The organism is Mycobacterium gallinarum, assembly GCF_010726765.1.
GTDB classification, from domain to species: Bacteria; Actinomycetota; Actinomycetes; order Mycobacteriales; family Mycobacteriaceae; genus Mycobacterium; species Mycobacterium gallinarum.
Window position 1 is genome coordinate 1,780,255 of the sequence record NZ_AP022601.1, and the last position, 25,203, is coordinate 1,805,457.

26 protein-coding genes are annotated in these 25,203 nt (G+C 65.3%); 9 read left to right on the plus strand and 17 right to left on the minus strand.

Translation table 11 applies throughout. The features are described from left to right. Positions 1–2: 2 nt before the first annotated feature. The 5 genes from G6N42_RS08870 to G6N42_RS08890 are packed head-to-tail and all read right to left on the minus strand — an operon-like array spanning position 3 to position 4,124. The gene (locus G6N42_RS08870; RefSeq protein WP_163737205.1) at positions 3–422 is read right to left on the minus strand and encodes a MaoC/PaaZ C-terminal domain-containing protein; all 420 of its coding nucleotides are present in this window, start codon (positions 420–422) and stop codon (positions 3–5) included. A gap of 17 nt (positions 423–439) precedes the next feature. After that, positions 440–913, minus strand: a complete 474-nt coding sequence (locus G6N42_RS08875; RefSeq protein WP_163737207.1) for an FAS1-like dehydratase domain-containing protein — start codon at positions 911–913, stop codon at positions 440–442. A gap of 53 nt (positions 914–966) precedes the next feature. Further along, on the minus strand, positions 967–1,380 hold the full coding sequence (locus G6N42_RS08880) for a nuclear transport factor 2 family protein (protein WP_163728639.1): 414 nt from the start codon (positions 1,378–1,380) through the stop codon (positions 967–969). 9 nt (positions 1,381–1,389) lie between these two features. Then, entirely contained in the window at positions 1,390–2,991 is a 1,602-nt protein-coding gene (locus tag G6N42_RS08885) for an AMP-binding protein (protein ID WP_163728641.1), read from the minus strand. Then, complete coding sequence (locus tag G6N42_RS08890; protein ID WP_163728645.1) at positions 2,991–4,124, minus strand: aromatic ring-hydroxylating oxygenase subunit alpha; 1,134 nt, start codon at positions 4,122–4,124, stop codon at positions 2,991–2,993. The genes G6N42_RS08885 and G6N42_RS08890 overlap by 1 nt, the downstream gene beginning before the upstream one ends. Before the next feature lie 110 nt (positions 4,125–4,234). Here G6N42_RS08890 and G6N42_RS08895 point away from each other — a divergent pair, with 110 nt between their 5' ends. Further along, the gene (locus G6N42_RS08895) at positions 4,235–5,479 is read left to right on the plus strand and encodes a cytochrome P450 (protein WP_163728649.1); all 1,245 of its coding nucleotides are present in this window, start codon (positions 4,235–4,237) and stop codon (positions 5,477–5,479) included. A 3-nt stretch (positions 5,480–5,482) separates the two neighbouring features. Here G6N42_RS08895 and G6N42_RS08900 read toward each other — a convergent pair whose 3' ends face one another. Continuing rightward, entirely contained in the window at positions 5,483–7,789 is a 2,307-nt protein-coding gene (locus tag G6N42_RS08900) for a CaiB/BaiF CoA-transferase family protein (RefSeq protein ID WP_163728652.1), read from the minus strand. Positions 7,790–7,894: 105 nt separating this feature from the next. Between G6N42_RS08900 and G6N42_RS08905 the strand changes: the two genes are divergently transcribed. Further along, positions 7,895–8,704 (plus strand): FadR/GntR family transcriptional regulator, encoded by an 810-nt coding sequence (locus G6N42_RS08905; RefSeq protein ID WP_163728655.1) that lies wholly within the window; start codon positions 7,895–7,897, stop codon positions 8,702–8,704. A gap of 9 nt (positions 8,705–8,713) precedes the next feature. Beyond that, complete coding sequence (locus tag G6N42_RS08910) at positions 8,714–9,415, plus strand: SDR family oxidoreductase (protein WP_163728659.1); 702 nt, start codon at positions 8,714–8,716, stop codon at positions 9,413–9,415. Between the two features lie 51 nt (positions 9,416–9,466). Here the strand turns inward: G6N42_RS08910 and G6N42_RS08915 are convergent, their stop codons facing one another. The 4 genes from G6N42_RS08915 to G6N42_RS08930 are packed head-to-tail and all read right to left on the minus strand — an operon-like array spanning position 9,467 to position 12,503. Next, the gene (locus tag G6N42_RS08915; RefSeq protein WP_163728661.1) at positions 9,467–9,895 is read right to left on the minus strand and encodes a YybH family protein; all 429 of its coding nucleotides are present in this window, start codon (positions 9,893–9,895) and stop codon (positions 9,467–9,469) included. Then, the gene (locus G6N42_RS08920) at positions 9,879–11,048 is read right to left on the minus strand and encodes an amidohydrolase family protein (RefSeq protein WP_163728664.1); all 1,170 of its coding nucleotides are present in this window, start codon (positions 11,046–11,048) and stop codon (positions 9,879–9,881) included. The genes G6N42_RS08915 and G6N42_RS08920 overlap by 17 nt, the downstream gene beginning before the upstream one ends. A gap of 1 nt (position 11,049) precedes the next feature. Further along, positions 11,050–12,150, minus strand: coding sequence for an amidohydrolase family protein (locus G6N42_RS08925; RefSeq protein ID WP_163728667.1), 1,101 nt, complete (start codon positions 12,148–12,150; stop codon positions 11,050–11,052). Next, positions 12,147–12,503 (minus strand): Rieske (2Fe-2S) protein, encoded by a 357-nt coding sequence (locus G6N42_RS08930; protein WP_163728670.1) that lies wholly within the window; start codon positions 12,501–12,503, stop codon positions 12,147–12,149. Before G6N42_RS08930 ends, G6N42_RS08925 begins: the two co-directional genes overlap by 4 nt. Positions 12,504–12,581: 78 nt before the next feature. Between G6N42_RS08930 and G6N42_RS08935 the strand changes: the two genes are divergently transcribed. Together G6N42_RS08935 and G6N42_RS08940 are read left to right on the plus strand one after the other, a co-directional pair. After that, on the plus strand, positions 12,582–13,811 hold the full coding sequence (locus tag G6N42_RS08935; RefSeq protein WP_163728673.1) for a cytochrome P450: 1,230 nt from the start codon (positions 12,582–12,584) through the stop codon (positions 13,809–13,811). A 2-nt stretch (positions 13,812–13,813) separates the two neighbouring features. Beyond that, positions 13,814–14,971, plus strand: coding sequence for an NDMA-dependent alcohol dehydrogenase (locus G6N42_RS08940; protein WP_163728677.1), 1,158 nt, complete (start codon positions 13,814–13,816; stop codon positions 14,969–14,971). A gap of 1 nt (position 14,972) precedes the next feature. Here G6N42_RS08940 and G6N42_RS08945 read toward each other — a convergent pair whose 3' ends face one another. The 7 genes from G6N42_RS08945 to G6N42_RS08975 are packed head-to-tail and all read right to left on the minus strand — an operon-like array spanning position 14,973 to position 20,822. Further along, a complete protein-coding gene (locus G6N42_RS08945; protein ID WP_163728680.1) occupies positions 14,973–16,508 on the minus strand; it encodes an acyl-CoA synthetase in 1,536 nt (511 codons plus the stop codon). A 9-nt stretch (positions 16,509–16,517) separates the two neighbouring features. Then, a complete protein-coding gene (locus tag G6N42_RS08950; RefSeq protein ID WP_163728683.1) occupies positions 16,518–17,384 on the minus strand; it encodes an enoyl-CoA hydratase/isomerase family protein in 867 nt (288 codons plus the stop codon). A 20-nt stretch (positions 17,385–17,404) separates the two neighbouring features. Beyond that, positions 17,405–17,638, minus strand: coding sequence for a lipoyl domain-containing protein (locus G6N42_RS08955; RefSeq protein WP_163728686.1), 234 nt, complete (start codon positions 17,636–17,638; stop codon positions 17,405–17,407). Next, a complete protein-coding gene (locus G6N42_RS08960) occupies positions 17,631–18,629 on the minus strand; it encodes an alpha-ketoacid dehydrogenase subunit beta (protein WP_163728688.1) in 999 nt (332 codons plus the stop codon). The genes G6N42_RS08955 and G6N42_RS08960 overlap by 8 nt, the downstream gene beginning before the upstream one ends. Positions 18,630–18,639: 10 nt before the next feature. Then, entirely contained in the window at positions 18,640–19,620 is a 981-nt protein-coding gene (locus G6N42_RS08965; protein ID WP_163728691.1) for a thiamine pyrophosphate-dependent dehydrogenase E1 component subunit alpha, read from the minus strand. Beyond that, positions 19,617–19,937 carry a DUF4286 family protein gene (locus G6N42_RS08970; protein WP_232076111.1) on the minus strand — a complete coding sequence of 107 codons (321 nt, stop codon included), beginning with the start codon at positions 19,935–19,937 and terminating at the stop codon, positions 19,617–19,619. The genes G6N42_RS08965 and G6N42_RS08970 overlap by 4 nt, the downstream gene beginning before the upstream one ends. 18 nt (positions 19,938–19,955) lie before the next feature. Further along, complete coding sequence (locus tag G6N42_RS08975; protein ID WP_163728694.1) at positions 19,956–20,822, minus strand: mycofactocin-coupled SDR family oxidoreductase; 867 nt, start codon at positions 20,820–20,822, stop codon at positions 19,956–19,958. 88 nt (positions 20,823–20,910) lie between these two features. Here G6N42_RS08975 and G6N42_RS08980 point away from each other — a divergent pair, with 88 nt between their 5' ends. The 4 genes from G6N42_RS08980 to G6N42_RS08995 are packed head-to-tail and all read left to right on the plus strand — an operon-like array spanning position 20,911 to position 25,177. Continuing rightward, positions 20,911–22,068: an acyl-CoA dehydrogenase family protein gene (locus G6N42_RS08980; protein ID WP_163728697.1), complete on the plus strand. Its 1,158-nt coding sequence runs from the start codon at positions 20,911–20,913 to the stop codon at positions 22,066–22,068. Then, positions 22,065–23,138 carry an acyl-CoA dehydrogenase family protein gene (locus tag G6N42_RS08985; protein WP_163728700.1) on the plus strand — a complete coding sequence of 358 codons (1,074 nt, stop codon included), beginning with the start codon at positions 22,065–22,067 and terminating at the stop codon, positions 23,136–23,138. Before G6N42_RS08980 ends, G6N42_RS08985 begins: the two co-directional genes overlap by 4 nt. Continuing rightward, entirely contained in the window at positions 23,135–24,349 is a 1,215-nt protein-coding gene (locus tag G6N42_RS08990; RefSeq protein ID WP_163728703.1) for a CaiB/BaiF CoA transferase family protein, read from the plus strand. The genes G6N42_RS08985 and G6N42_RS08990 overlap by 4 nt, the downstream gene beginning before the upstream one ends. Before the next feature lie 9 nt (positions 24,350–24,358). Next, entirely contained in the window at positions 24,359–25,177 is an 819-nt protein-coding gene (locus G6N42_RS08995) for an enoyl-CoA hydratase-related protein (RefSeq protein WP_163728706.1), read from the plus strand. The last annotated feature ends 26 nt before the right edge of the window (positions 25,178–25,203 follow it).

A 25,203-nucleotide genomic window follows, 5' to 3' on the forward strand; every position in this document is an offset into this window, starting at 1 on the left:
AGCTAGCCGATTTCGAGGGTGACCTCAGCCGGGCAGCACAGTTCGTCGCGCTGGTTGTAAACGGCGATCTCGAGGTCGACGAGGTGCCGGTGTACGTCACCCGTGGATTCGATGCGCTTGTCCACCACCCGGCCGCGGCCGACCATCGAGTCGCCGGCATAGAACGAGCCCAGCAGCGAGACCTTGCGCCGCACCACCCTGCTGTAGGGCCCGGCCCATCCGGTCGCGATCCGATCGACGAAGCCCGCGGTGTGCATCGTGTTGACGAAAATCGTCGGCTGGCCGTGCCGTCGCGCGTAGTCCGGGTCGTAGTGGCCGGGAAAGTAATCCCATGTCGCGCCGGGGTTCATCACGACACGCTGATAATCGATCGGGTCGACGACCTCGGCGAGCTCGGTCGGCACGACGATCTCGTCCCACATCAGCCCGCCATACGGTTTCACGACGCCACCGCCGGGGTGAACCGGAACAGCGTGTTTCGGTTGATGGCGACCAGCGCCCCGTCGGCGCGGTGGAACCGGTCACAGGTCTGCACGAAATGTCCGGTGCCGACACGCGTGGTCTTCTCCGGCGACACCGAGACGACCTCCTCGACGACGTGCAGCCGGTCTCCTTCGAGGATGGTCATGGGAAACTCGACTTCGTTGGACGCGTTGATGAAGGTGGTTCCGGGCAGGGGCACGCGGATCGCGATCGACGGCCGCGGTGGCTCACCGGTCGGCAACCACGGAGGCGGGATCAGCCAGCCCATCAGCAGTGCCGGCGGCGCGAGCAGACCGCCCCACACCTCGCGGGCGAAGTCGGCGTCCCAATAGGCGGGGTTCGGATCATGGACCATCGACGCGAATTGCTGAATGCGCGCACCGCTGACCGCCGTCCCGGCATATCTCGGCTCCGTGCGGATGCCGACCATGCGCAGGGCGTCCTCGTAGGTGCCGTATGCGAACTCGTACCGAATGCCGTCGTTCACACGGGTAGCGCACTTTCGTGTGGCACGTGATCCCATTCGAGCTCGCGTGACGTGAAGTACCAGCCACCGCGCTCGTAGATGAGCCGGTCGGTGTATGTCCCGGAGGCCTGAAGTTGGTTGTCGCGCAGCAGCAATGCCACACATTTCTGGGTCGCGTCGACCCCGTCGACGTCGATCTCGTGGTCGACGGTCACCAGCCGCACCCCTTCTCCACCGTCGAACGCCTTACGCAGGTCGGTGAAAGCCTCCCCCGCCCGCACATACGTGGCACCCGCGTGACGGAACGTCGCGATCCACCCGGCGAGATCGCCGTCCGAGTACAGCCGGTTGTGTCGTGCGCCCAGGTTGAGGATGGCCGCGCGTCCCGCGAGTCCGTCCATCACGAACTGCTGTTGGTATGTCATCGACATTCTGATCTCCTACCGGGTGAGCACGTAGCCGTGCGCTTCACGGTCCCAGGCGCCGGCGCCCAGTCCCCTGCTGCGGAGCACATCCTTGCGGACGCGTCCGATGACGTTCTTGGGAATCTCGTCGACCGTCTCGAGGTAGCGCGGCACGCAGAAGTACGGCATGCGCGCCGAGCAGAAGTCCAAGAGTTCGGCGAAATCCACTGTCGCACCGTCACGCAAAGTCACAACCACCAAGATGTCGTCCTCGCCGAGGTCACTCGGTATCGCGACCGCCGCTGCTTCCGCGACGGCCGGGTGGCCCATCACGGTCTGTTCGACTTCGACGGACGACACGTTCTCGCCGCGGCGGCGCAACGAATCCTTGGCGCGATCCACGTAAGTGAGGTTGCCATCGTCGTCCAGCGAGCCCAGATCACCGGTACCGAACCACTCCGGGTGCCGATCGACGCTCAAACCGTCGCTGCCGCGCGCCGACGACACATACCCCTCGCTCATCGCATGTGTCACCCGCGCCCGGCAGGCAATCTCGCCGACCGTACCGGTGGGCAATGGTTGCCCCTGACCGTCGACGATTCTCACCTCGAAAGCCGGGTTGACCCGTCCAGAAGTACCCGGTACGCCATCGTCGGAAACGCATTTGTAAGCGATGGGGAACGCCTCGGTCATGCCGTACATCGTCACGATGCGGCAGCGATAGCGTTCCTCGATAGCGCGGTACATGTCGGCGGCGATCGGTGCCGCCGAGATGAAGCGAATGCCGAGCTCGGCGTCTCGCGGCTCCGGGGGCAGGCGCGTGAGCATCGACACCATCGCGCCTGCTCCCGCGAAACCCACTGCACCGCAATCCCGTATCTCGTCCCACACTTGACCGGGGTGAAAGGCCGCGGCCAGCACGCACGTACCGCCGACGAGCATGGGCGCCAGAACGGTGGGTGCCGCGCTGAGATGGAACAGTGGCATCGCGGTCCACAGTGTGTCGCCCTGCCGCAGTTCCCACGACGACGCGACGGTTGCCGCAGCGCTGAACAGGTATCCCCAGGTGGTGGCGACGGCTTTCGACGGTCCAGTGGTGCCGGAGGTGAAGAAGAGCGCCCCGATCTCGTCCGGTCCGACGGGGTCGACGTCGGGCGCCGTCACCGGGGCGGCCGCTAGCGCCTCGGTGAGCGAACGACCCTGTACAAGAACCGATCTCAGGGTGACGACGTCGTCGGCGACCTCGGTCAATCGATCCTGGCGGGCAGCGTCGCTGATCACCACTGCTGCCCGGGACAGGTTCAGTGCGTGCGCGAGGAACTCGCCCTTGCTGGCGGCGTTCACCGCGGCGGAGACCGCGCCGATGCGGGCGGCACCCAGCCAGAAATACACCCACTCCGGACATGTCCCGGTGAACAGCGCCACCGTCTCGCCGCGCTTGACCCCCAGGTCGTAGAGGACGTGGGCGGCCGCGCACGAACGGTCGCGCATTTGCGCGAACGAGACCGGGCTTCCGGCGATCGCCATCATCACCTGGTCGCCGTACTGATCTGCACGACGGTCGAGCACCTCAGGGACGCTGAAGCATTCAACGCCGAAGGCCGCAGGGTTCAGCGTGGCGTCCCGGCCACGGGGCATCACGCCCCCGCTGCCGCCGGATCGGGCTCACCGTCGGCGGTGTATCCGAAGTCGATCGGCGACGGCTCTTCGCCCGGATAGAACCTGTGCGCCCACCGCCGCAACGCCGCGTAGTCGCGCGCCTCCTCCGGCGCCAGGTTGGGCTTCTCGAGGTACTTCATGTTCTCCCAGGTGAAGAAGTCCTGCTTGATGACTTCCTGTTGCAGTGCAAGGAATTTCGCCGCGCGGCCCGCCGGCTTGTCGCCGGTGTCGCCGGGCTCTCGCACCGACGCCTGGGTGTAGAAGTAGTCGGTGTAGTCCTCGTCGACCGGTGTCTGACCCGTGACCTCGATGGTCGCAACCAGCTCCTTCGGGAAGCGCACGATGCCGAGGCCGAGCGAGTAGTTGTCGTAGATGATGTTGGCGTCGACGGGCCCATCCGGGGTGAGCCACGTCGACGGGCGTCCGCCGCCGAAGTTCGCGGTCACCGTCGCGTGCAGGTGGTAGCCGTTGGCGTCGAACGATGTGGTGTTGGCGGCGCTGTCGGCCTTGTGCACGAACTGCACGTGATACGGGTCGGCCGCGTTCTCGATGATCATCTGGGCGTGCACCTTGACCCGGTTGAGCATCCGCGAATGGGGATGCAACGGGTAGTACTCGTCGGTCTCGAGCTCGGGCAGCACCGGTGGCTGCCAGTAGGGGGCGCGGCCGTGACGCTCGTGCCAGACGACGATGAAGCCATACCACTCCTGGGCGGGATACGACTTGATCTTCACGTTCTGCTTGCAGCCGATCTTGCTGTACGGGATCAGTGCATTGGTGCCGTCACCGCGCCACTCCCAGCCATGCCACGGGCAGACGATGTGCTCACCCTCGACGGTGCCGCCGACGCCCATGTTGGCTCCGAGGTGCAGGCAATAGGCGTCGAGCACGTTCACCTTGCCGGACTTGGTGCGGAACATCACCAGTTCCTCGCCGAAGTAGTGGGCGCGCTTGACCTGACCGGGTTCCAGATCCGAGGCGAAGCCGACGATGAACCAACCCGTCGGAAAGCGGTACGTCGAGAGGCTGATCCCACTCGGACCGAACTCGCGTTCAGACGGATCGATCTGCGGGTCGTGAACTTCTTCTTGTTGAAAGGAGCCTGCCGTCATGCCGTATCTCCATCCGAGCGCACAATAACCGCAGGTCGCTAAACCTGCCCGTTGCCTATTTTTACTATTTTAGGCATTCTAGGTCAAGGACGGCGACGCGAGGAGAAGGCATGCCCACGACCACTCCGGTCGATCTGTCGGATTCTGCGCTGTGGCAGAACGGTTTTCCCGATGACCTGTTCACCGAATTCCGTCGTGAGAAGCCGATCTTCCACCACGAGCTGACCGACGGCGTCGCCAGCACGGTCAAACGCGCCTTCTGGATGACGACCAAGCACCGCCACGCGCAACGCATCCACCGGGACACCGACAGTTTCACCGCTGCCGACGGACCTCTCATCCAGGGCATCGGGCCCATCGGGTCGTTTCCGAACGTCATCACCATGGATCCGCCCGTGCTCACCAAGCGCCGTCGGGTGATGTCGCACGCGTTCACTCCCAAGGCCATCGGAAAGCTGGAGGACGGCATCAGGCGGCGCGCCGCCGCGATGGTCGACGGGTTACTCGAATCCGGCGGCGGCGACTGGATCACCGACGTCGCCGACGTGCTGCCGATGTCGGTGATCGGCGACATCGTGGGGATCCCCGACGAGGACCGGCCCCGCATCTTCGACACGCTCGATCGCATCCTCAAGGCCGGCGCCGGCGGGAGCGAGACGAGCACCGAGGAGCAGGAGCACATGGCGCTGTTCGGGGAGATCTTCACCTATGCGCTCGAACTCACCGCGGAGAAGCGGCGCAACCCCACCGACGACATCTGGAGCACGCTGACCACCGCGGTGGTCACCGACGAGAGCGGCGAAGAGTTGTCCATCCCCGCGAACGAACTGGAGATCTTCTTCTTCGTCCTCACACTGGCGGGCAGTGACACGACGAAGAACGCGTTGGCCGCCGGACTTCAGGCCTTTGTGGCCAATCCCGTTGAAATACAGCGCTATCGCGACGACGAGTCGATCCGGGCACGCGCGGTCGAAGAGGTCTTGCGCTGGTCGTCACCGGTCGCGTTCTGGACCCGCACCACGAAGGTGGACGTGGAGATGGACGGCATCACCATTCCCAGGGGTGATCGCGTGGTGTCGATGCTGCGCTCGGCCAATCGGGATGACGAGGTGTTCGCCGACCCATTCGTCTTCGACATCGGCCGCACCGACAATCCCCACGTCACCTTCGGCGGCGGCGGGCCGCACCATTGCCTCGGCGCCATGCTCGCACGCGCCGAGATCCGCGCCGCGCTCGACGAGTTGCTCGTGCGCGCCGACGACATCAGTCTCGGCGCCCCCAAGGTCACCCACCCCACACTGGCCAACAACATGTCGATTTTCGACGAGATGTCGATCTCGCTGACGCCCCGCTGAGAGTCAGAGCCCTTTCGGTCTCGTGCCGATGACGCCCTCGGCCGCAAGGCGTTCCAGATCCGCCTCCGTCTGCCCGCAAAGTTCTGTCAGCACCTCGCTGTTGTGCTGACCCAGCCGCGGTGGCGGACGGTGCAGCCAGGCGTCCATGCCGTCGAGCCGGGCGAACGGCGGACACGGGTACAGACCGGGTCCGGTGCTCGGATGGGTGAGCGGCTCGAAGAAGCCGCGGTGTACCAGCTGTGGGTTGTCGATCACCACGGACGGTGAAATCACCACGGCCGCTGGGATGCCGGCGGCGACCAGCCGCTCGACGACGGCCGCGGCGTCCTGTGTGGCGAGCCATGGCGCAGGGTCGTCCTGACCGCCTATCAGCGCGGCGAGCGCGTCCCGTTCGGCCTCGGTGCGGACGGTCATGGCGATCCAGCTGTCGTCGCCGGCGCAGCGGTAGATGTCCTGCATCTCGCCGGGGTGGTGCCCCTTGTTGCCGCGCCGCTCCAGGATCGACCCGAACATCTCGAATTCCATTGGCTGCACGGCGGTCACGTTGAGCACACTCTCGACCATCGGCACCTCGACAAGTTGACCGCGACCGGTACGTTCGGTGAACTCGAGTGCCGCCATGAGCGCGAACGCCGCGTGCGTCCCCGCCAGCGGATCGCACGCGCCACGCGGGGCGACCGGCAGTTCGTCCGGCATGCCGGTCACCCAGGCGAGGCCCGCGATCTGCTCCATGGTGGGCGCGAAGCCCACCCTGTCGCGCCACGGCCCGGTCAGCCCGAAGGCCGGCATACGCACCATCACCAGGCGCGGGTTCAGTTCGAGCAACGCGTCTGCGTCGAGCCCGAATTGATCCATGACTCGCGGTGAGAAGTTCTCGATCACCACGTCGGCCTGCGCGATCAACGTCTTGATCAGACCGAGTCCGGTCTCGGACTGCAGATCGAGGGTGACCGATCGCTTGTTGGTGTTCATGGCGTGGAAGACCCAGCCGTACTCCCACCAGTCGTCGACGTCCTTGCGCATCCCGCCGGAGTAACGTATGCCGTCGGGCCGCTGGATCGACTCGATCTTGATCACCTCGGCCCCGAACGCCGCCAGCGAATGCGTCGCGGACGGCCCCGCCCAGAACGCGGTGAAGTCGATGACTCGCACACCGGCCAGCGGACGACCTGCCGTCGCCTCCGGTGTCGATTGCCTTGGTTCCCAAAGGGGTTCGTCGTCGGAGTCGCCGACCGAGGGTGCGGTCCGGATCGGCGACGGTGCCGCGACGGACATCAACCACGGCGGACGCGGTTGGGCAAAGCCGGCCGGGTTGTCGACGTACACACCGCGCTCCCGCAGATGATCCATCTCGCGGACGGTGGCGCCGTTTCCCAGCGCGGCGAGCGGCAACCTGAACAGTTGTCCCAGTTCGACGATTTCGGCGACGGTGCGCTCGCGCATCCACGGGTCGATACGCTCCCGGATCCAATCGCGGTAATCCCATCGCCCGATCTGGAATTGCAACTGGGGCACCTCGGTGAACTCCGGGCAATCCACCATCGCCGCGAAGTCCAACCACTGCTGCCCCGTCACCATGCTGATGCCGACAAAGCCGTCTTTCGCCGGTTCGATCGACGGGACCTCGACAGAGCGCCGGACGTGCGGGGCCTTCAGCAGTTGCGAATGCAGCCATTCGCCGCTCTGCATCAGGGTGATCGCCTCGAGCATCGACATGTCGAGGTGCGCACCGCGACCTCCGCGGCTGACCCCGCGGCGAGCGGCCAGCGCGCCGTAGGCCGCCCACACGCCGCCCTGATACTCCCCGAGGTCGCCGCCGACGGAGATCGGCGGGCCCGCGGGATCGCCGCGAAACCCGGTGAGCCCGGAGTCGGCCTGCAAGGTGAACTCCGATGCTGGGCGTTCGGCCCATGGACCCGTCCAGCCGAAGTCGGAGACGGTGACGATGACGAGGCCGGGCGAATTGTCGAGCAGGCGCTTCGGGTCGAGTCCCCGCGCGGTCACCGCGGCCCTGGTTCCCGTGACGATCACGATGTCCGCACCGGTCAGCAGCCCGTCGGAAATGCCTGTCACGCTGCGCTTCCCGGCGTTCAGGTACGCGAACAGCGGCGCGTCCGCGCCGTCGCGCGGCACGGAACCGGACGCGGTGAAGCGACGCAGCGGGTCACCGCCGGCCGGTTCCACCTTGACGACGTCGGCCCCCGCGTCAGCCAGCAATTTCCCGCAGTAAGCGCCCGCGATACGATCGCTGATCTCGACGACGCGCAGATCATGCAGCGGCGTAGGTGCTACATCCTCGACGTCACTCACCCGCTAGAGCCTCCCTGGTTTCTTTGCCATATTAGTAACTTTTGTCAGATAGCGTTTACGTACACCCCAGGTAGCGGGCCTTTCACTGCTAGCATTGTCGGCGATATGACCACGTTGGGAATTGGACCCGAGGCTCGCCGCCGACTGGGCTCGCGCCGCACGGCCGAGATCGTCGCCGACGAACTCCGTCGGCAGATCATCGACGGCGAACTCGCCGATGGTGACCTGTTGCCACGACAGGAGGTCCTCGTCGAGCAGTTCCGGGTCAGCCTGGTATCGCTGCGGGAAGCCTTGCGGATCCTCGAGACCGAGGGTCTGGTTTCGGTGCGCCGCGGAAACCGCGGTGGTGCCGTCGTGCACGCGCCCGCGAAAGCCAGCGCGGCATACATGCTCGGACTCCTGCTGCAGAGCGACACCGTTCCGCTCTCCGACCTGGGCGCCGCACTGCAGGAACTCGAGCCCATGTGCGCGGCCCTGGCGGCGCGGCGTGCCGACCGCGGCGAAGAGCTCGTTCCGAAGCTCAAAGAGATCAACGCGCTGATGGCCGAGCGCATCGAGGACGGACCCCAGTTCACCGAGATCGGCGGGCAGTTCCACGACGAGGTCGTCCGCGGCTGCGGCAACCACACGATGATCGCCGTCGTAGGGAGCCTGGAGACACTGTGGACCGGTCACCTGAACTGGTGGGCCCAGGAGACCACGGCGCGCGGCGAATACCCGTCGATGAGTCAACGCCGCATCGCGATGTCGATTCACAACAAGATCTCCGATGCCATCGAAGCCGGCGACGGCGAGCGTGCCCGCAAGCTGTCGGCGCGTCACATCGCCGACACCCAGACCTACTTCAGCGCCGTCGATCCCGAGCAGCGGATCGTGGCGCTGTCGCCGCAGGCACTGGCCCGACGCAAGCACTGAGAGGGCCGCGTGCGTAGCGCCTTGGTAACCGGCGGTAGCGGTGGAATCGGAATCGCGTGCGGGCGCAAGCTCGTCGAGCTCGGCTACGACGTCGTCCTGACCGCCAGGCGTGAAGAGCCCCTGCGCGACGCGGCCGCAGCCATCGGTGCGCGCTATGCCGTCGCCGACGCGGCGCAGCCTGAGACGTTCGCAGCCGCGGTTGACGCGCTCGACGAGATCGATCTCGTCGTGCATGCGGCGGGAATTCTGGGCGGAACCTACGCTCGCAAGCAGACTTTCGATCAATGGCGCGCGACGATGTCGGCGAATCTGGACTCGTGTTTCGTGGTGACGTCCGCCGCGCTGCCGAAGATGAGGCAGGGCTCACGCTTCGTGTTCATCTCGTCGTCGGCCGCCCACGAACCGATGATGGCGCGGACGGCGTATTCGGCGTCGAAGGCCGGTATGAACGCGTTCGCGGGCGCGCTGGCGCGCGAGGTCGACCGCGACGGGATCAACGTACACATCGTCACCCCGGGGCCCGTCGAGACCGAGATGCTGCAGGAAGTGCCGTTCGAGATGTACGCGATCCGTGCCGCCGATGTCGCCGACGCCGTCGCCTGGCTGGATACCCTCGACCCGTCGGTCGATCTGCCCGAAATCCGTTTGCACGCAATCACCCGCGGGCCGCACGCCCGCACCCCCGTGGTCCCGCTGGCTGCCAAACAGTGATTTCGGTGTCGCGGGTCGCGGTGAGCGCGACCAACTACACCGAAATCGCAGTCAGTCGGCGAGGTGAATCTGCGACTCCATCTGATGAAAGATCCTCAGCCGGTCGCCGCGACGGACCAGCAGCCAGGTGATCCAACTCGCGCCGTTTCGTTCGCCGTCGACTTCTGCGCCCGCCAGGCGCCAGCGGCTCAGCACGATGGCGCGGACCACGGTGTCGTCCACCATGTCGAACTCATGCAACGTCGACGACACCGTCGCCGACTTGAGCCGTCCGGCCACCCTCGCCCAGTGCCGTTCGAGTTCGTCGTTGCCGATCACCGGCGCCGCGTACTCGTCACCGACGTAGATGGGCGACGGGTCGTCGCGCGTCCAAAGATCGCCCAGCGCGTGGAAATCCAGGTTCGACCAACGCTTGTCGTAATCGCGGACCAGGTCGGTCAGTGCCGATTCGACAGCGTGTACGTCAAACGGCGAGTCCACCTGCGCCCGGCAATTCAGAAGGCAACGCCTTGACGGTGGCGGGCAAGCCGTACAGCGCCATGGCGTTGCCGCGCATGATTCGCTCACGCTGGTCCGCCGGGAACCGTCTGATCGCCCAGTCCGGCGAGTCGTAGCTCCAGTGCGGGTAGTCGGTGGAGAACATGATGTTGTCGCCGAGATCCATCATCTCGAGGTACTTGCGGTACTCGCCGAGGTCGACCTCCTCGAGCGGTTGGGTCGTGAATCGCACGTGCTCGCGGACATAGTCCGACGGCTTACGACGCACCTGCGGCAGATCTGCCTTGCGCTGCTCCCAGATTCGGTCCATCCGCCACATCGCAGGCAACGCCCACGTGAAGCCACCCTCGACGAACACCACCCGTAGATCGGGATGACGGTCGAAGGCGCCGTCGAACACCAGGCTCATCAGATGCGACACATACAGCAGCGGCCAGGACGCGAAGAAGTCGTGCCAGTGCGCCGGGTTGCCGACCGGGTAGATCGGAATCAACTCGAACGGCGTCTGCCCCATGAGGTGGGTGGCGACGGGCAGACCATGGCGTGCCGCGGCCGCATACATCGGATCGAAGTGCGGGCTACCGAACGGGATCCCGCGTGTCTGCGGCGTCATGAGCACTTCGGCCATGTACGGGTGCCCGGCCCACCGCTCGATCTCGCGTGCGGCGGCTACCGGATCCTGGGCGGTGACGCTGATCGCGCCTCGCCAACGGCCGTGCCAGTTGGCCTCGCCCAGCCACACGTCGGCGAGCCAGTCGTTGTGGGTGGCCTTCAGGACGTCCTCGGCCTGCGGCAGCTGCGCGTCGCACATCGGTTCCAGCACAGCGATACTCACGCCGGCATCGACCAGCAGTTGCTTGGCTGCGAAGTCCGGATCACTGCCCGCGACACCGCCGCTCGGCGGGCTCGCGTCAACCCGCAGTGAGTTCGTCTTGTACGAGTCCGGCGTGTCATAGAAATGCGGGACCGGTGAGGCCGCATTACCCGTCGGCCAGAGTTTGTCCTTCCATTCCGCGGGCGCATACGACTTGAGCACTTCGGCCGACACGGGCAGCGGGTGGACGTCGGTGTCGACGATCGTCACCGCGATATCCGCGGCGGCGGTCCTGTCCCGAACGCTCTCGACGGTCGTCATGTCAGACTCCTCTCCCTGCCTGGATTGCCTGCTCGGCCGGCGTGACACCATAGAGCTCACTTGCGTTGCGCCACAACACTTTGTTCCGCTGGTGACTGTTGAGACCTGCGACGACGGTGTCGGGCCCCGTTGCGGACCAGTGTGGGTAGCTCGACCCGTACATCAGCAGGTCGGCCTTGTCGGTGAAGTCCATCCACTGCTCAGCCTGGCCCTCGTCCGTCGGCCCGTCGAGCGCCGACGAACAGAATCGCACATGGTCGCGCAGGTACTCGCTGGGAAACCGGTCCACCCACGGGGTTTGATCCCGCATCGACATCCAGAACGTGTCGAGCCGCCACATGAGTGGCGTGAGAATGTCGTAGCCGCCGTCGGCGAAGACGAATCGCAGATCGGGGTGCCGTCCGAACATGCCCTCGACGATCAGCGTCGCAAGGTGGACGAACGAGTTCAGCGGCATGAATGCGGCGTAGCCCGGGTAGGTGTAGGCATGACCGGCGAACGTCGGCGCATGGTCAACACCGTTGCCTCCGTTGATATGTACGGCCACCGGTAGCCCGTGTGCGGCGGCGGCCTCCCAGATCGGCTCGAACATCGGTTTGCCGTAGGGCTCACGCGACTGCATCGGAACACCGACCTGAACCATCTTCGGGTGGTCGGCCAGTCGCTCGATCTCGGCGACCGCCCCCCTGACGTCCTCGGGGTTGACCCGGATGGTGCCGCGGAACCGGTTCGACGTGTCCGGATCCAGCCAACGGTCGAGCAGCCAGTCGTTGACCGCCGCGCAGATCCGGCTGTTCAGCAGATAATCGGCGATGTTGCCGCGCGTCAGCGGATTGAGAATCGCGTAGTCAGCGATGAGCCGCTCGCGCGAAGAGCCGAAGGCAACGCCGTTGCCGTCGAAGAGATGATGCGCCACGGTATCTGGATCCGACCCGGGATAGCCGTCGCCGTACAGGTCCTGGCGGTAGTCCCCGCCCGGCGCCTGGTACCACTGCTGCTCCACGTCGGGAATGGCGCGCAGCTTGTGCGGCGCCGACAGATACCGCCGAATCTCGGAGTTGAACCGGAAATGTGGCTGCACATTCGCGTCGATGATCGTCATGCCGTGAGATACACCTGTCCATCCGCGACGTCCACCTCGTACGTGCGCACTCGCTTCTTGGGATCGGCGAGGCTTTCTCCCGTGGTGATGTCGAACTCCCATTGATGCCAGGGGCAACGCGCGATCTGGCCGTCACGCACATGGCGGATCTGGTCGGGCATCTCCGGGTCGTACTCGGTGGTGCCCCTGACGTAGCCCAGGCACAGCGGTGCGCCCTCATGTGAGCAATAGTTCGCGATCGCGTAGAGCGACCCGTCGATGTTGTAGACGCCCACGCCGAACTTTCCGGCCTGGACCAGCTTCATCGTTCCCGGAGGCAGGTCTTCGACCGCACATACCGGTCGGCGCTGCATAGGACCTCCTCTCCCTTGACCTAGAATACTAAAATAGTAAAGATAGAGCGAACGACTTGCTTGCGCCGGGAGGCATGTGTGACGACCAGCACGGATTCGCATGATCAGCCGACCGCCCCCGATTTGGTGAACGATCCCTACCCCTACTTCGAGCACATGCGTAAGACGTCGCCGGTGTGGCGCGGGACGCTCATGGAGAGCGACCTGATGCCCGAGGAGTTGAAGAACCCAGAGAACTGGACGTTGTTCGACTTCGACAGCGTCTTCACCGCCTTTCGCGAAGACACGGTGTTCGCCTCGGAGATGTACAACCAGACCATCGGGTTGGTCTTCGGCCCGACGATCCTCGGCATGGCGGGGAAACAGCACCACGACCATCGCAGCCTGGTGAGCAAGGCCTTCAAGCAGAGCTCGCTGGCCAAGTGGGAACCCGAGGTGATCGACCCGATCTGTGATCAGCTGGTCAACGAGTTCAAGGACGACGGCGAGGTCGATCTGGTCAAGGCGGTGACGTTCGAGTTCCCCACCAGGGTCACCGCCGCCCTGCTCGGCCTGCCGCAGGAAGATCTCGAGATGTTCCGGCGGCTGTCACTGGACTTGATCTCCATCACCGAGGACATCGAAGCGGGCCTGAACGCGTCGGTCGAACTCGGCACCTACTTTCAGCAGCAGGTGGATCAACGGCGAAGCAAGCCCACCAACGACGTCATCGGCGACCTCGTTGCCGCGGAGATCGACGGGGAAAAGCTCACCGACGAGGCCATCATCTCGTTCCTGCGCCTGCTGCTGCCCGCCGGACTCGAGACCACTTACCGGTCCTCGGGAAATCTGTTGCAGCTGTTGCTGACCCATCCAGACCAACTCGAGGCACTGCAACGGGACCGCAGTCTCATCCCGGCCGCGATCGAGGAAGGCATTCGGTTCGAGACCCCGCTGGTGCTCGTGGCTCGCAACACCACCCGTGATGTCGAGATGCACGGCATGACAATCCCGGAGGGCGCGTCGATCACCTTATGCATGGGCGCCGCCAATCGTGACGACAAGCGGTGGGAGAACCCCGACGTGTTCGACATCCACCGCCCGCGTCGGGCTCACATCTCGTTCGCGGGAGGCATTCACAGCTGCCTCGGAATGCATCTGGCCCGGGTCGAAACGAAGGCAATGCTGACGAGCCTCTTCGACCGTTTGACCGATTTCCAACTAATCGCCGACGACGATACGAAGATCGTCGGTATGCCATTTCGCTCCCCCAAGCACCTACCCGTCACATTCCGGCCAACGTCGGCTGAGCCGACAAATCGGGCCTGAGCGTGAGGACACGCGCAGCGATCCTGCACGACATGGGCCAGCAGTGGTCGGTCGAGGAATTCGAGCTCGACCCGCCGAAGGCCGGCGAGGTGCTGCTCGAGATGGCCGCGGCCGGGCTGTGCCACTCCGACGAGCACATCCGCAACGGCGACATGTCCGCGTCCAACGAGGTGATGCAGTCCTATGGGCTGCCGTCGATGTTCCCGTTGATCGGTGGCCACGAAGGCGCGGGCGTCGTCCTCGAAGTCGGCGCGGGCGTCACCGAGTTCAAGTCGGGCGACCACGTCGTGACGTCGTTCGTCGCGGTGTGCGGCAGCTGCAGGTGGTGCAGCTCCGGTATGGAGTACATCTGCGATATGGGTGCGCAGGTGATGATCCCCGGCATGCCCACCGACGGCACATTCCGCCATCACACGAGCGACGGGCGGAACCTGGGTCACCTGTCCAAGGTCGGCGCCTTCTCGAAACACACTGTGGTGTCGCCGGATTCGATCGTCAAGATCGACCCTCATCTTCCGCTGCTACCGATGGCGCTGCTGTCCTGCGGCATCCCCACCGGCTACGGTTCCGCGGAGAACCGCGCGAATGTGCGCACCGGTGACACCGTCGTGGTGATCGGCGTCGGCGGCATCGGCACCGGGGCGATCCAGGGCGCGCGCATCAACGGCGCCGCGCAGATCATCGCCGTCGATCCGGTGGAGTTCAAACAGAAATCGGCACTGGGCTTCGGCGCCACACACAGCGTCGCGTCCACCGAGGAAGCCGCCGATCTGGTTCGCGATCTGACCGCCGGGGTGATGGCGGACAGCGTCATCGTCTCCCCCTCGTTGATCACCGAGGACGATGTGCAGCCCGCGCTGAGCCTGACGCGCAAGGGTGGAACCTGTGTGCTGACCGGAATGACCAGGCAGCTCACGAGTTCCATCGGGATCAACCTGCAGGAGTTCATCCTGTGGAACAAAAACCTCGTCGGCACCGTGTACGGATCATGTAATCCCCGGGTGGACGTGCCCCGCTTCATCAAGCTCTACGAATCGGGGCAGCTGCAACTCGACGAGATGATCACCCGGCGCTACCGTCTCGACGAGATCAATGACGGCTACCGTGACCAGCTCAACGGTGAGATCGTGCGCGGCATCATCGATTTCAGCCTGGACTGAGTCACACGATGCGCGACGCGCGGCCCTGCCAGTAGCGGTCGCGGATGCGCCGTTTGTAGAGCTTTCCGTTGGGATCGCGCGGTAGTTCCGGATCGAATTCGATGGTGCGGGGGCACTTGTAGGTCGCGAGGTGTGATCTGCAGTAGTCGATCAGCTCGGCCTCGAGTGCGGATCCGGCCTCGACCCCGGGGATCGGTTGTACGACCGCCTTGACCTCCTCGCCGAACTCGTCGTTCGGGACACCGAACACTGCGGCGTCGACGAGCTTCGGATGCATGACCAACAGGTTCTCCACCTCCTGCGGGTAGATGTTCACCCCGCCGGAGACGATCATGAACGTCGACCTGTCAGTCAGATAGAGGTAGCCGTCCTCGTCGACGAATCCCATATCACCAAGTGATCGCCATCCGCGGTCGTTGGACACCGAGGCGGTCTTGGCCGGGTCCTTGAAGTATTCGAACGCCGGTCCCCCCTCGAAGAAGAGTTCCCCGGCGGTGCCGGCGGGAACTTCGATCCCGTCGGCATCCAGCACATGCACAGGGGTGATGGGTTTGCCCACCGAACCGGGGTGGGCCAGCCAGTCTTCGGGTCCGATCCCGGTGCCCGCGAATCCTTCTGTGCCCCCGTAATACTCGTGGATGATCGGGCCGAACCACTCCATCATCTTGTACTTGACGTCAACCGGGCACGGCGCGGCCGCGTGGATCACGCACCGCAGGCTCGACGTGTCATAGGCGGCGCGGACCTCGTCGGGCAGCTTGAGCATCCGCACGAACATCGTCGGCACGAACTGCGCATGCGTGACGCGGCACGTCTCGATGTGCCGCAGTACGGCCTCGGCGTCGAACTTTCGCATCAGGATCGAGGCGGCGCCCACCCGGTGTACTGCCATCGTGTAGTTGATGCCCGCCGCGTGATACAGCGGTGCTGGGGAGAGGTAGACGCTGGACGAGGTCATGTCGTAGCGCTGGCCGAGCGAGTACTCGAGGACCTTCTGCGCCCACGACCCCTGACCGTCGGTCGGCAGTGGTCGTCGAACGGCCTTGGGCCGCCCCGTGGTTCCCGAGGAGTAGAGCATCTCGGTGCCGTCCGAAATCGGCGGGGCATCACCCGCCGATGCCAGCGCGTCGCGGTACGACGTCCAGCCCGGCAACGCGGCACCGACGCCAATGTGCACCTCGACACCCGCATTGGCCTCGAGAAGATGGGCCGCCAGTTCAGGCATCGACTCGTCGATGAAGACCGCCTTCGCTTCGGAGTCGTCGATCACGTAAGCGACTTCGTCTGCCGTGAAATGCGTGTTGACCGCGCTGTAGTACAACCCGGAAAGCTGGCAGCCCCAGGTGATCTCGAAGAACTCCGGGCGGTTGGGCAGCACCAGTGCGACACCGTCGCCAGGACGCAGCCCGGCCTCGTACAGCAGGGCCGCCACCCGCCGGCTACCCGCGTAAAGGTTGCCGTAGGTGATGGTCTCACCGTCTGCAGCGATCACGGCCGGCGAGTCCGCGGCCTCCGTAGCATGGTCAGAGATGTTCAACGGACACCCTTAGGTGGCGACGTCGCCGTTCTTGGATGCGGCCGCCTGACGCTCGGCCATCTCCGACGGCAGGATCTTGTCCGCGAACACCCGCTGGATGAGTTCCTGGACGTCCCTGCTGACCGACGCGAGCGCGACGAGGTCGTTGGAACTCTGCCAGTGCACCCGCATGCCCATCATCTCCCACGCCCGCTTGATGTTGGCCTTGGTGGCCAGCAGCGTGGTGAGCGGAGCCTGGGCGATGTGGCGGGCGATCGCCTCCACCCGCGCATCCAGATCTTCGCGCTTGACCACCTCGTTGATGAGGCCGTACTCGAGCGCCTTGTTCGCGTCGACCGTCTCGGCGGTGTAGAGGTAATAGGAGGCGCGCCGCCAGTTCATGAAAACCCATGGCTCGATGGAGCATTCACCCGACGGCATCCCGAACCCCTGCAGCGGCGGATACGAGAAGTAGGCGTCCTCGGAGGCGATCGCGATATCGGTGGTCAGTCCGTAGTGGGTGCCGCCACCGACGCAGTACCCGTGGATCTGCGAGATGGTGGGCTTGGAGAACTCCCACAGGTTCAGGATCGGCTTGACGAACAAGTCGGTCTGGGGTTTCCACGGCATACCGGTGGCCTTGAAGCCCTCGACGAACTCCGGATAGTCGACGGCGTTGTTGCCGATGGCGTGCCCCGAACAGAAGCCCTTTCCGTTGGCCTTCAAAATCAGAACCTTGATGTCGTAATCGCGGTCGGCGTCCCGAAGCGCATCGTCGATCTCCTCGACCTGCTTCTGGTCCTGAGCGTTGGCCTTCTCGGGCCAGTTCAAGGTGATGGACGCGATGGGACCCTTCTTTTCGAAGATGATCCGCTCGCGAGTCTCGTTGACGTCCATGGATGAACAACCTTTCGTTATTACGTGATGACGCCGATTTCAGCGCCGATGTCGTAGATGGTCCCTACCTCGCCGGTCCAATTGACCGTGCCCGACGCGCCCGCTTCGATCTCCTGTTCGACCTTCTCGGTGGCCACCGTGAAGAGCGGAGCACCTTCCTCCACGTGCTCGCCGTCGTCGACCAGCAGCTCGGTCAGCTCCGCTTCGGACACCGCAACCGACGTGCGGGGGATCCGAATGACGAACTCAGCCATGCGCGACCGCGGTCGCCAGTGCTCGCTGCGCGGCGTCGACGATCCGTGCTGCCGACGGATAGATCTGCGCCTCCAGCGCCGCTGCAGCCGGCGTGGGAACGAACCGGGCGCCGACGCGCTCGATCGGGGCGGTGAGCTCGCCGAAGCATTCGGCTTGGAGGGTGGCGACGATCTCCGCACCCGGTCCCGCGAACTGGACGGCGTCGTGCACGACCACCGCGCGGCGGGTCCGCCGCACCGATTCGACTATGGTCTCGACATCCAGTGGCACCAGGGTCCGCAGGTCGACCACCTCGGCGTTCACGCCCAGGTCCTGCAACTGCTGGGCGGCCGTGAGACATTCGAGCACGCTGCGGCCGTAGCTGATGAGCGTGACGTCGGATCCGGGCCGCTTGATCTCGGCCTGGCCCAGCGGAATGGCGAAGCCAGGATCTGTTGGTACGGAACCCTTCTGACCCTGCAGACGGATCGTTTCGACGAACAGGCACGGATCCGGGTCGAAGATCGCAGATGTCAATAGGCCCTTACCGTCGCGCGGGGTCGACGGGACGATGACCTTCATGCCCGGGATGTGCATGAACCAGGCTTCCAGGGTCTGCGAATGCGTTGCGCCGGTGGCCAGTCCGCCGTACACCTGGGTGCGCACGGTGATCGGCGCCGTCGTGCGCCCCGCGGTCATGAACCGCAGTTTGGCGGCGTTGTTGATCAGCTGGTCGGCGGCGATGCCGATGAAGTCCATGATCATGATCTCGGCGACCGGCAGCAGTCCGTCGATGGCCGCGCCGATCGCGGCGCCGACGATGGCGGCCTCCGATATCGGCGTGTCCAGCACCCGATCGTGTCCGTACTTCGTCGACAGTCCCGCCGTCGGGCCCGAAGCTCCCGGATCGGCGATGTCCTCGCCGAGCAGGAACACCCGATCGTCGGCCGCCAGCGCCTGATCCAGCGCGAGGTTCAGCGCCTCACGCATCGTCATTTCTTTCTCGTCCATGACGCCTTCCTCAGACCGGATAGCGGATCGGGGACGCGTACACGTCGCGGTCGAGTTCGTCGATCGACGGCGCCTCGGCGCTCATGACGGTGTCCAGAGCCTGTTGCACCTTAATGAGGGCGCCCTCGTCGATGCCGCTGAGCTCGTCGTCGGTGCAGATGCCGTTGTCTATCAGGTGTTTCCGGAAGCGGGGCACCGGGTCGGCCTCCATCGCCGCCGACAATTGATCCTTGGGGATGTACGGCATGCGGTCGCCGAAGTAATGGCCGCGGAAGCGAAACGTCACGCATTCGATGAACGTGGGTCCCTCACCGTTGCGCGCCTTGCCGATCGCCTCGGCGAGCACGTCCAGCACGGCGAGCGGATCGTTGCCGTCCACCTGAATGCCGGGCATCCCGTATCCCGCGGCGCGGTCGGCGACACGGCCGAGCTTCATCGTGTCGTGAGTGGGCGTCATCTCCGCGTATAGGTTGTTCTGGCAGACGAACACCACCGGCAGGTTCCACAGGGCAGCCATGTTCGCCGCCTCGTGGAACGATCCGGTGTTCGTCGCCCCGTCACCGAAACTCACCACCGTGACGCGGTCGGTGTCCTTGCGCTTGGCCGCCATCGCCAGCCCGACGGCGACCGGCGGTCCGGCGCCGACGATGCCCGTCGACAGCATCACGCCCTTGTCAGGTTTCGCGATGTGCATCGTGCCGCCCTTACCGCGACCCGCCCCGACCGTGCGCCCCATCATCTCGCCGTAGATCTCCTCCAGCGGAACGCCTTTGCCGATCAGGTCGTGCAGCCCGCGGTAGGTCGTCACCAGCTGATCGTCCTCACGCAGCGCGACACCCATCGCGGCGGCGATGGCCTCCTGGCCGCGCGACGGCCAGTACACACACATGAACTCACCGGTGCCGATGCCCTTGGACAGCCGGTCGTCGGCAGCCTTCATCAGCACCATCAGGGCATAGATCCGGCGTTGGACGTCCGTCGGATACGTCATGGGCCCAGCGACCCGATCTCGCGGTACACCTTGGGAATCGGCTTCGGGTCCATGGCGAGGTTGTCCAGTCCCGTCATGGTTCCGGTGGCGCCGAGTTCCCCGAGTCTCTGCACGGCGGCATCGAGGTCGTCGCAGTCGAGCTCATAGATCGCGATGAAGGGGCCTTCGCCATCGTTGGGTGCGAACCGACGCGCGGACACGATGCCCTCCACCGACAGGATCTGCGCCAGGTGTGTGTCGTTGTACCACTTGTGGTACTCGGCTTCACGATCCGGCGAGGCCGGCATCGTCTCGACGTACATGATCCCTCTGGGCACCTACGCTGCTCCCCTCTCCTATGGGCCTGACCACGGCTTGATCTTCAGGAAACCGCCCGCGTCGACCCGCAGCTGCTGGCCGGTGACATAGCGGGCGGCGTCGCTGGCCAGAAACAGCACGGCTTCGCTGATGTCCTCGGGCTCCACATACGGAATCGGCATCGCCTGGATCATCGGGAAGACGATTTCGGCATCCTCACGCGTGGGATTGGGCAGATCGGGTCGAAACGCCTTGTACATCGGCGGGCTGTGCAGCATGTCGGTGTTGACGTTCGTGGGATGTACGGCGTTCACACGGATCTGCTCCGGCGCCAGTGTGCGGGCGAGATCGTTGACGTAGTGCGCGACAATCTGTTTGGCGAAGGCATAACCCGCCCCGCCGGGGCCGCCGTCCATGCCGCTGGTGTTGACCGCCGTCGCCATGAACGCCGCAACCGATCCGGTGGCGATGACCGAGGCGCCCGCGTGGAGGTGCTTCATGCTGGCGTGAATGAGGTTCATGACACCGATGAGGTCCACGTCGACCGCATCGACGAATGCCTGCGGCGTTAGCCCCGCGGTCATCGGGCAGATCCCGGCGTTGGCGACCACGATGTCGAGTTGGCCGAACTCTTCGACGCCGCGGTCGATCGCGGCGGCGAGTCCGACGCGGTCGCGGACGTCAGCGATCTCGGTGTAGGCGCGCTGACCTTCCTTCTCGACCAGCCGCGCCGTTTCGTCGAGGTCCTCCGGCCGCGCCAGCGGATAGTCATTGGTCTCGATGTCCGCGCAGATGTCGACGGCGATGATGTCGGCGCCCTCGGCGGCCAGTGTTCGCGCGTGGGAACGTCCTTGGCCGCGCGCAGCCCCGCTGACCAGGGCCACTTTGCCCGTCACCCTGCCCATGACCGAACCTCTCTGCCTGTCCGCCAGCGGTGGCTATACTACCTAAAATTATAAAGAAACCAATCAGGCCGATCCCGAACAGGACACCGTGGACTTCTCATATCCAGCGGAGGTGGAGCCCTTCCGCAAGGAGCTGCGCGCTTGGCTGTCCACCAACCTGACCGATGAGGTGAAGACCGCCGACCGGCATCGCGGGCGCGATCCACAGGCGTTCGAGACGCTTCGTGCGTGGGATGCGACGGTGGCCGACGCGGGTTGGGGCGCGGTCTCCTGGCCGCAGGAGTACGGCGGCCGTGGGGCGTCGGTGCTCGAGCAGCTGGTGTACGCCGAGGAAACGACGCGTGCGCGAGCACCCATGCCGCTCAACGTGATCGGCATGAACAACATCGCGCCGGCGATAATGCAATACGGCACCGAGGACCAGATGCGGCGGCTGCTCCCCCGGATGATGCGCGCCGACGACATCTGGTGTCAGGGCATGTCCGAGCCGGAAGCGGGGTCCGACCTGGCGTCACTACGCACCCGCGCGACGCGTGACGCTGACGCCTTCGTCGTCAACGGCCAGAAGATCTGGACCTCGCTGGGCCACCGGGCCGACTGGTGTCAGCTGTACGTCCGCACCGATCCGGACGCTTCGAAGCACAAGGGCATCTCCTGCCTCATCGTTGACATGAAGTCCCCCGGTATCGAGGTCCGGCCGCTGGTGACCATCAACGGTGCCGCCGACTTCGCCGAAGTCTTCTTCACCGACGTCCGGGTGCCCGCCGACGCCCTGCTCGGTCCGCTCAACGCGGGATGGCAGGTCGCCACGACGACCCTGAGCCACGAGCGGGCAGGTGCGGCGAGACTGTATGCACAGATGGAGATGCAGCTGGCCGACCTCGTCGCCGACCTCAGGGACCACGTCGTCGACGGCAAGCCGGCGCTCGACAACAGCGCGACGCTGTGCCGGCTCGGCGACGTCGCGGTCCGCATCAAGTACCTCGAGTTGTTGTGCAAGCGATCGATATCCGCGATGCTGCACGGCGGCGATGCACTCGGCTCGGCCAGCCTGGCCAAGAGTGTGTGGGCCGAACTGGGGCAGGACCTCGCCGAGCTGGCGTTCGACGTGTTCGGGCCGCTCGGCAGCGGCGGCCGATGGATGGACCGTCGGCTCTCGTCGCGCTCGCTGACCATCGCCGGCGGGACGACCCAGATCACCAAGGGCATCACCGCGACCCGCGTCTTGGGGCTGCCAAGACGATGAACCTCGAACTCACCGACGAACAGACCGCCCTACGGGACACCCTGCGGCGTTATCTTGCCGAAAAGGCAAGCCTGGCAACATATGTCCGGCCGCTACTCGACGACGAGAATGCTGGAGCGGATTCGGTCTGGCGCGGGCTGGCGGCGATGGGCGTGACGGGCTTGCTGGTCCCGGAGGAGCGCGACGGCGCAGGCATGACGATGGTCGAGGCCGGGGTGGTCGCCGAAGAACTGGGGGCCGCGTTGTACCCGGGCCCGTGGTTGTCCACCGCCGTCGCGGCGACGCGAGCCCTGGTGCGCACCGGTGCCGACGGGAATGCCGCCGTATTGCTCGCCGGCATCGCGAACGGTTCCACCGTCACCACCGTCGGGCCGCTGTTCGGTCCCCGGCCGACAGCGATGGACGGCCCCAGACTGCACGGCAGCGTCACCGGCCTGCCGGACGCCAACGATGCCGACATCATCCTGGTGTTCGCCGACGAACCCGACGGCATCGGGTTGTACTCCGTCGACACCTCGTCCGAGAGCATCACGATGGCGTCGTGCGCGCACATCGACCCGACGCGTGTGCTGGCCGACGTCACGTTCGACAGCACTTCTGCCAGGCGGCTAGCGTCCGTGCCGGCGGACGTGTTGCGGGCGATCGTCGACGACGTCGTGATCGCGTACGCCGCCGACGCGCTCGGTGCGGCGACCGCCGTGATGAACCTCGCCATCGAATACGCCAAGGTGCGAAAGCAATTCGATCAGCCGATCGGAAGCTTTCAAGCCGTCCAGCATCTGTGCGTCGACATGTACGAGGCGGTGGAACTCGCGCGTAGCGGCGTCATCCACGCGTTGTGGGCCGCCGATGCGGCGGATCCCGCGGAGCACCATCTGGCCGCACTGCGCGCCAAGGCGTTCGCCGGCCGGCTGACCGCGGTCGGCGATATAGCGATCCAGGTGTTCGGTGGTATCGGCTTCACGTGGGAGCACGACGCGCACCTTTATCTGAAGCGACTGTTGGGCTGGAGCGGATTCCTCGGTGCACCGGACCGGTATCTCGAGGAGATCGGGAAGGGGTTGCAATGATTCTCAGTGGTGTGCGTGTCGTCGAATTGGCCTCGTGGACATACGTTCCCTCGGCCGGTGCGGCGCTCGCCGACTGGGGCGCGGACGTCATCAAGGTCGAGGACGTCAAGGCGGGCGATCCGGGTCGGGCACTGGTCATCGGTGGATTCACGAAGGAGAACGCCCGAGCGCACATCGATTTCATCCTCGAGATCGGCAACAGGGGCAAGCGCAGCATTGCCGTCGACATCAAGTCCGACACCGGTCGCGAGTACTTCGGACGCCTGCTGGCCACCGCGGACGTCTTCCTCACCAACTGGCTGCCCGGAGCGCTGGAACGGGCCCGGCTGACCGTCGATGACATCCGCTCGTTCAATCCGGACATCATCATCGCGCGCGGCACCGGCACCGGAGTTCGCGGACCCGACCGCGACAAGGGCGGTTTCGACGCGGCCACCTACCTGTCCCGCGGCGGGGTGTCGTACACCATGACGCCGTTCGGCACCGAGACGCCCGCGGTGCAGGGACCCGGATTCGGTGATCTGCAGGGCGGAATCACGCTCGCCGGAGGTGTGTGTGCCGCTCTGTTCCACCGCGAGCGCACCGGAGAACCCAGCATCGTCGACTCATCCCTGCTGGCGCAGGCGATGTGGACCATCGCGCCGTCGATCTCGGTCGCTGACCTCTTCGACATCGACGGCATCCCCGGCGCACCACCCGGCCTGGCGATCAACCCGCTCGTCAACCGTTACAAGACGCGTGACGGCCGGTGGATCCAGATGGTCTTCCTTCAGCCGGACCGGTTCTGGGCGGGGTTCTGTGAGCGGATCGGCCTGCCGGAACTCGCCACCGACGAACGCTTCGTCCCGTCAAGCAATCTGATCGCCAACGCCACCGAGGCTTGCGCGCTCGTCGGAGACCGTCTGGCCAGCGAGGATCTGGACCACTGGCGCGAGGTGCTCGCCGACGAACCCGGCGTGTGGGCCGCGTTGGCCACGCCGAAGGAGACTCTCAACGATCCGCAGGTCAGGCCGAACGGCTACGTCGTAGCCAACGTCGACGACCAGGGCAACGAGTATCAGATCGTCGCCGCGCCAGTGCAATTCAACGAAACCCCACCCGCGGCCGCACGGGCTCCCGAACATGGGCAGCACACCGAGGAGATCCTGTTGGAACTCGACCTCGATTGGGACGCCATCTCGGCAGCCAAGGACAGCGGAGCGATTCTCTAGGAGACGGCAATGGAGCTGGAAGCGGTCATCTACGAACGCGAGCCGCCGATCGCGCGGATCATTCTCAACCGCCCCGACAAGGCCAACACCAAGGACGCGCAGCTCGTGCAGGAGGTCGACGCCTGCCTACGGGAGGCCGACCGCGACAAGGAGATCAAGGTCGTCATCCTGAAGGCCAACGGCAAGGGGTTCTGCGGCGGGCACGTCGCACGGTGGGGTCCGGACGAGAATCCCTATCCCGATTTCGGGGACACATTCGAAGATCTCTACAAGGGCACCGCCGACTTGTTCCTCTGGCCGACGCTGTACCTGTGGGAGTTCCCGAAGCCGACGATCTCGCAGATCCACGGCTACTGCATGGGCGGCGGCATCTATCTCGGCCTGCTCACCGATTTTTGCGTCGCGTCCGAGGATGCGTACTTCCAGATGCCGCTCGCGCAGAGCCTCGGCGAGCCCGGCGGCCACACCATGATCGAGCCGTGGCTGCTGATGAACTGGCATCGCACCATGGACTGGCTTCTGTTGGCGCCCACACTGTCCGCGCAGGAGGCTTTGGAATGGGGCCTGCTGAACAAGGTGGTGCCCCGCGATCAGCTCGAGGACACCGTCGAGGAGATGGCCCGCAAGATCGGCCAGATCCCGCTGACCACGTCAATGGCGGTGAAGAACAACGTCAAGCGGGCCTACGAGCTGATGGGTATGCGGGTGCATCTTCAGGTGAGCCACATCCTGACGAACATGGTCGGCGCAGCCACCGACGTTCAGGAGCGACGCCGTCTGTTGATCGAATCGGGCAAGAAGCCAAGAGATTTCATCGACGAAGCCTAGCGAATTCGGCGCGCAAACCGACCGCA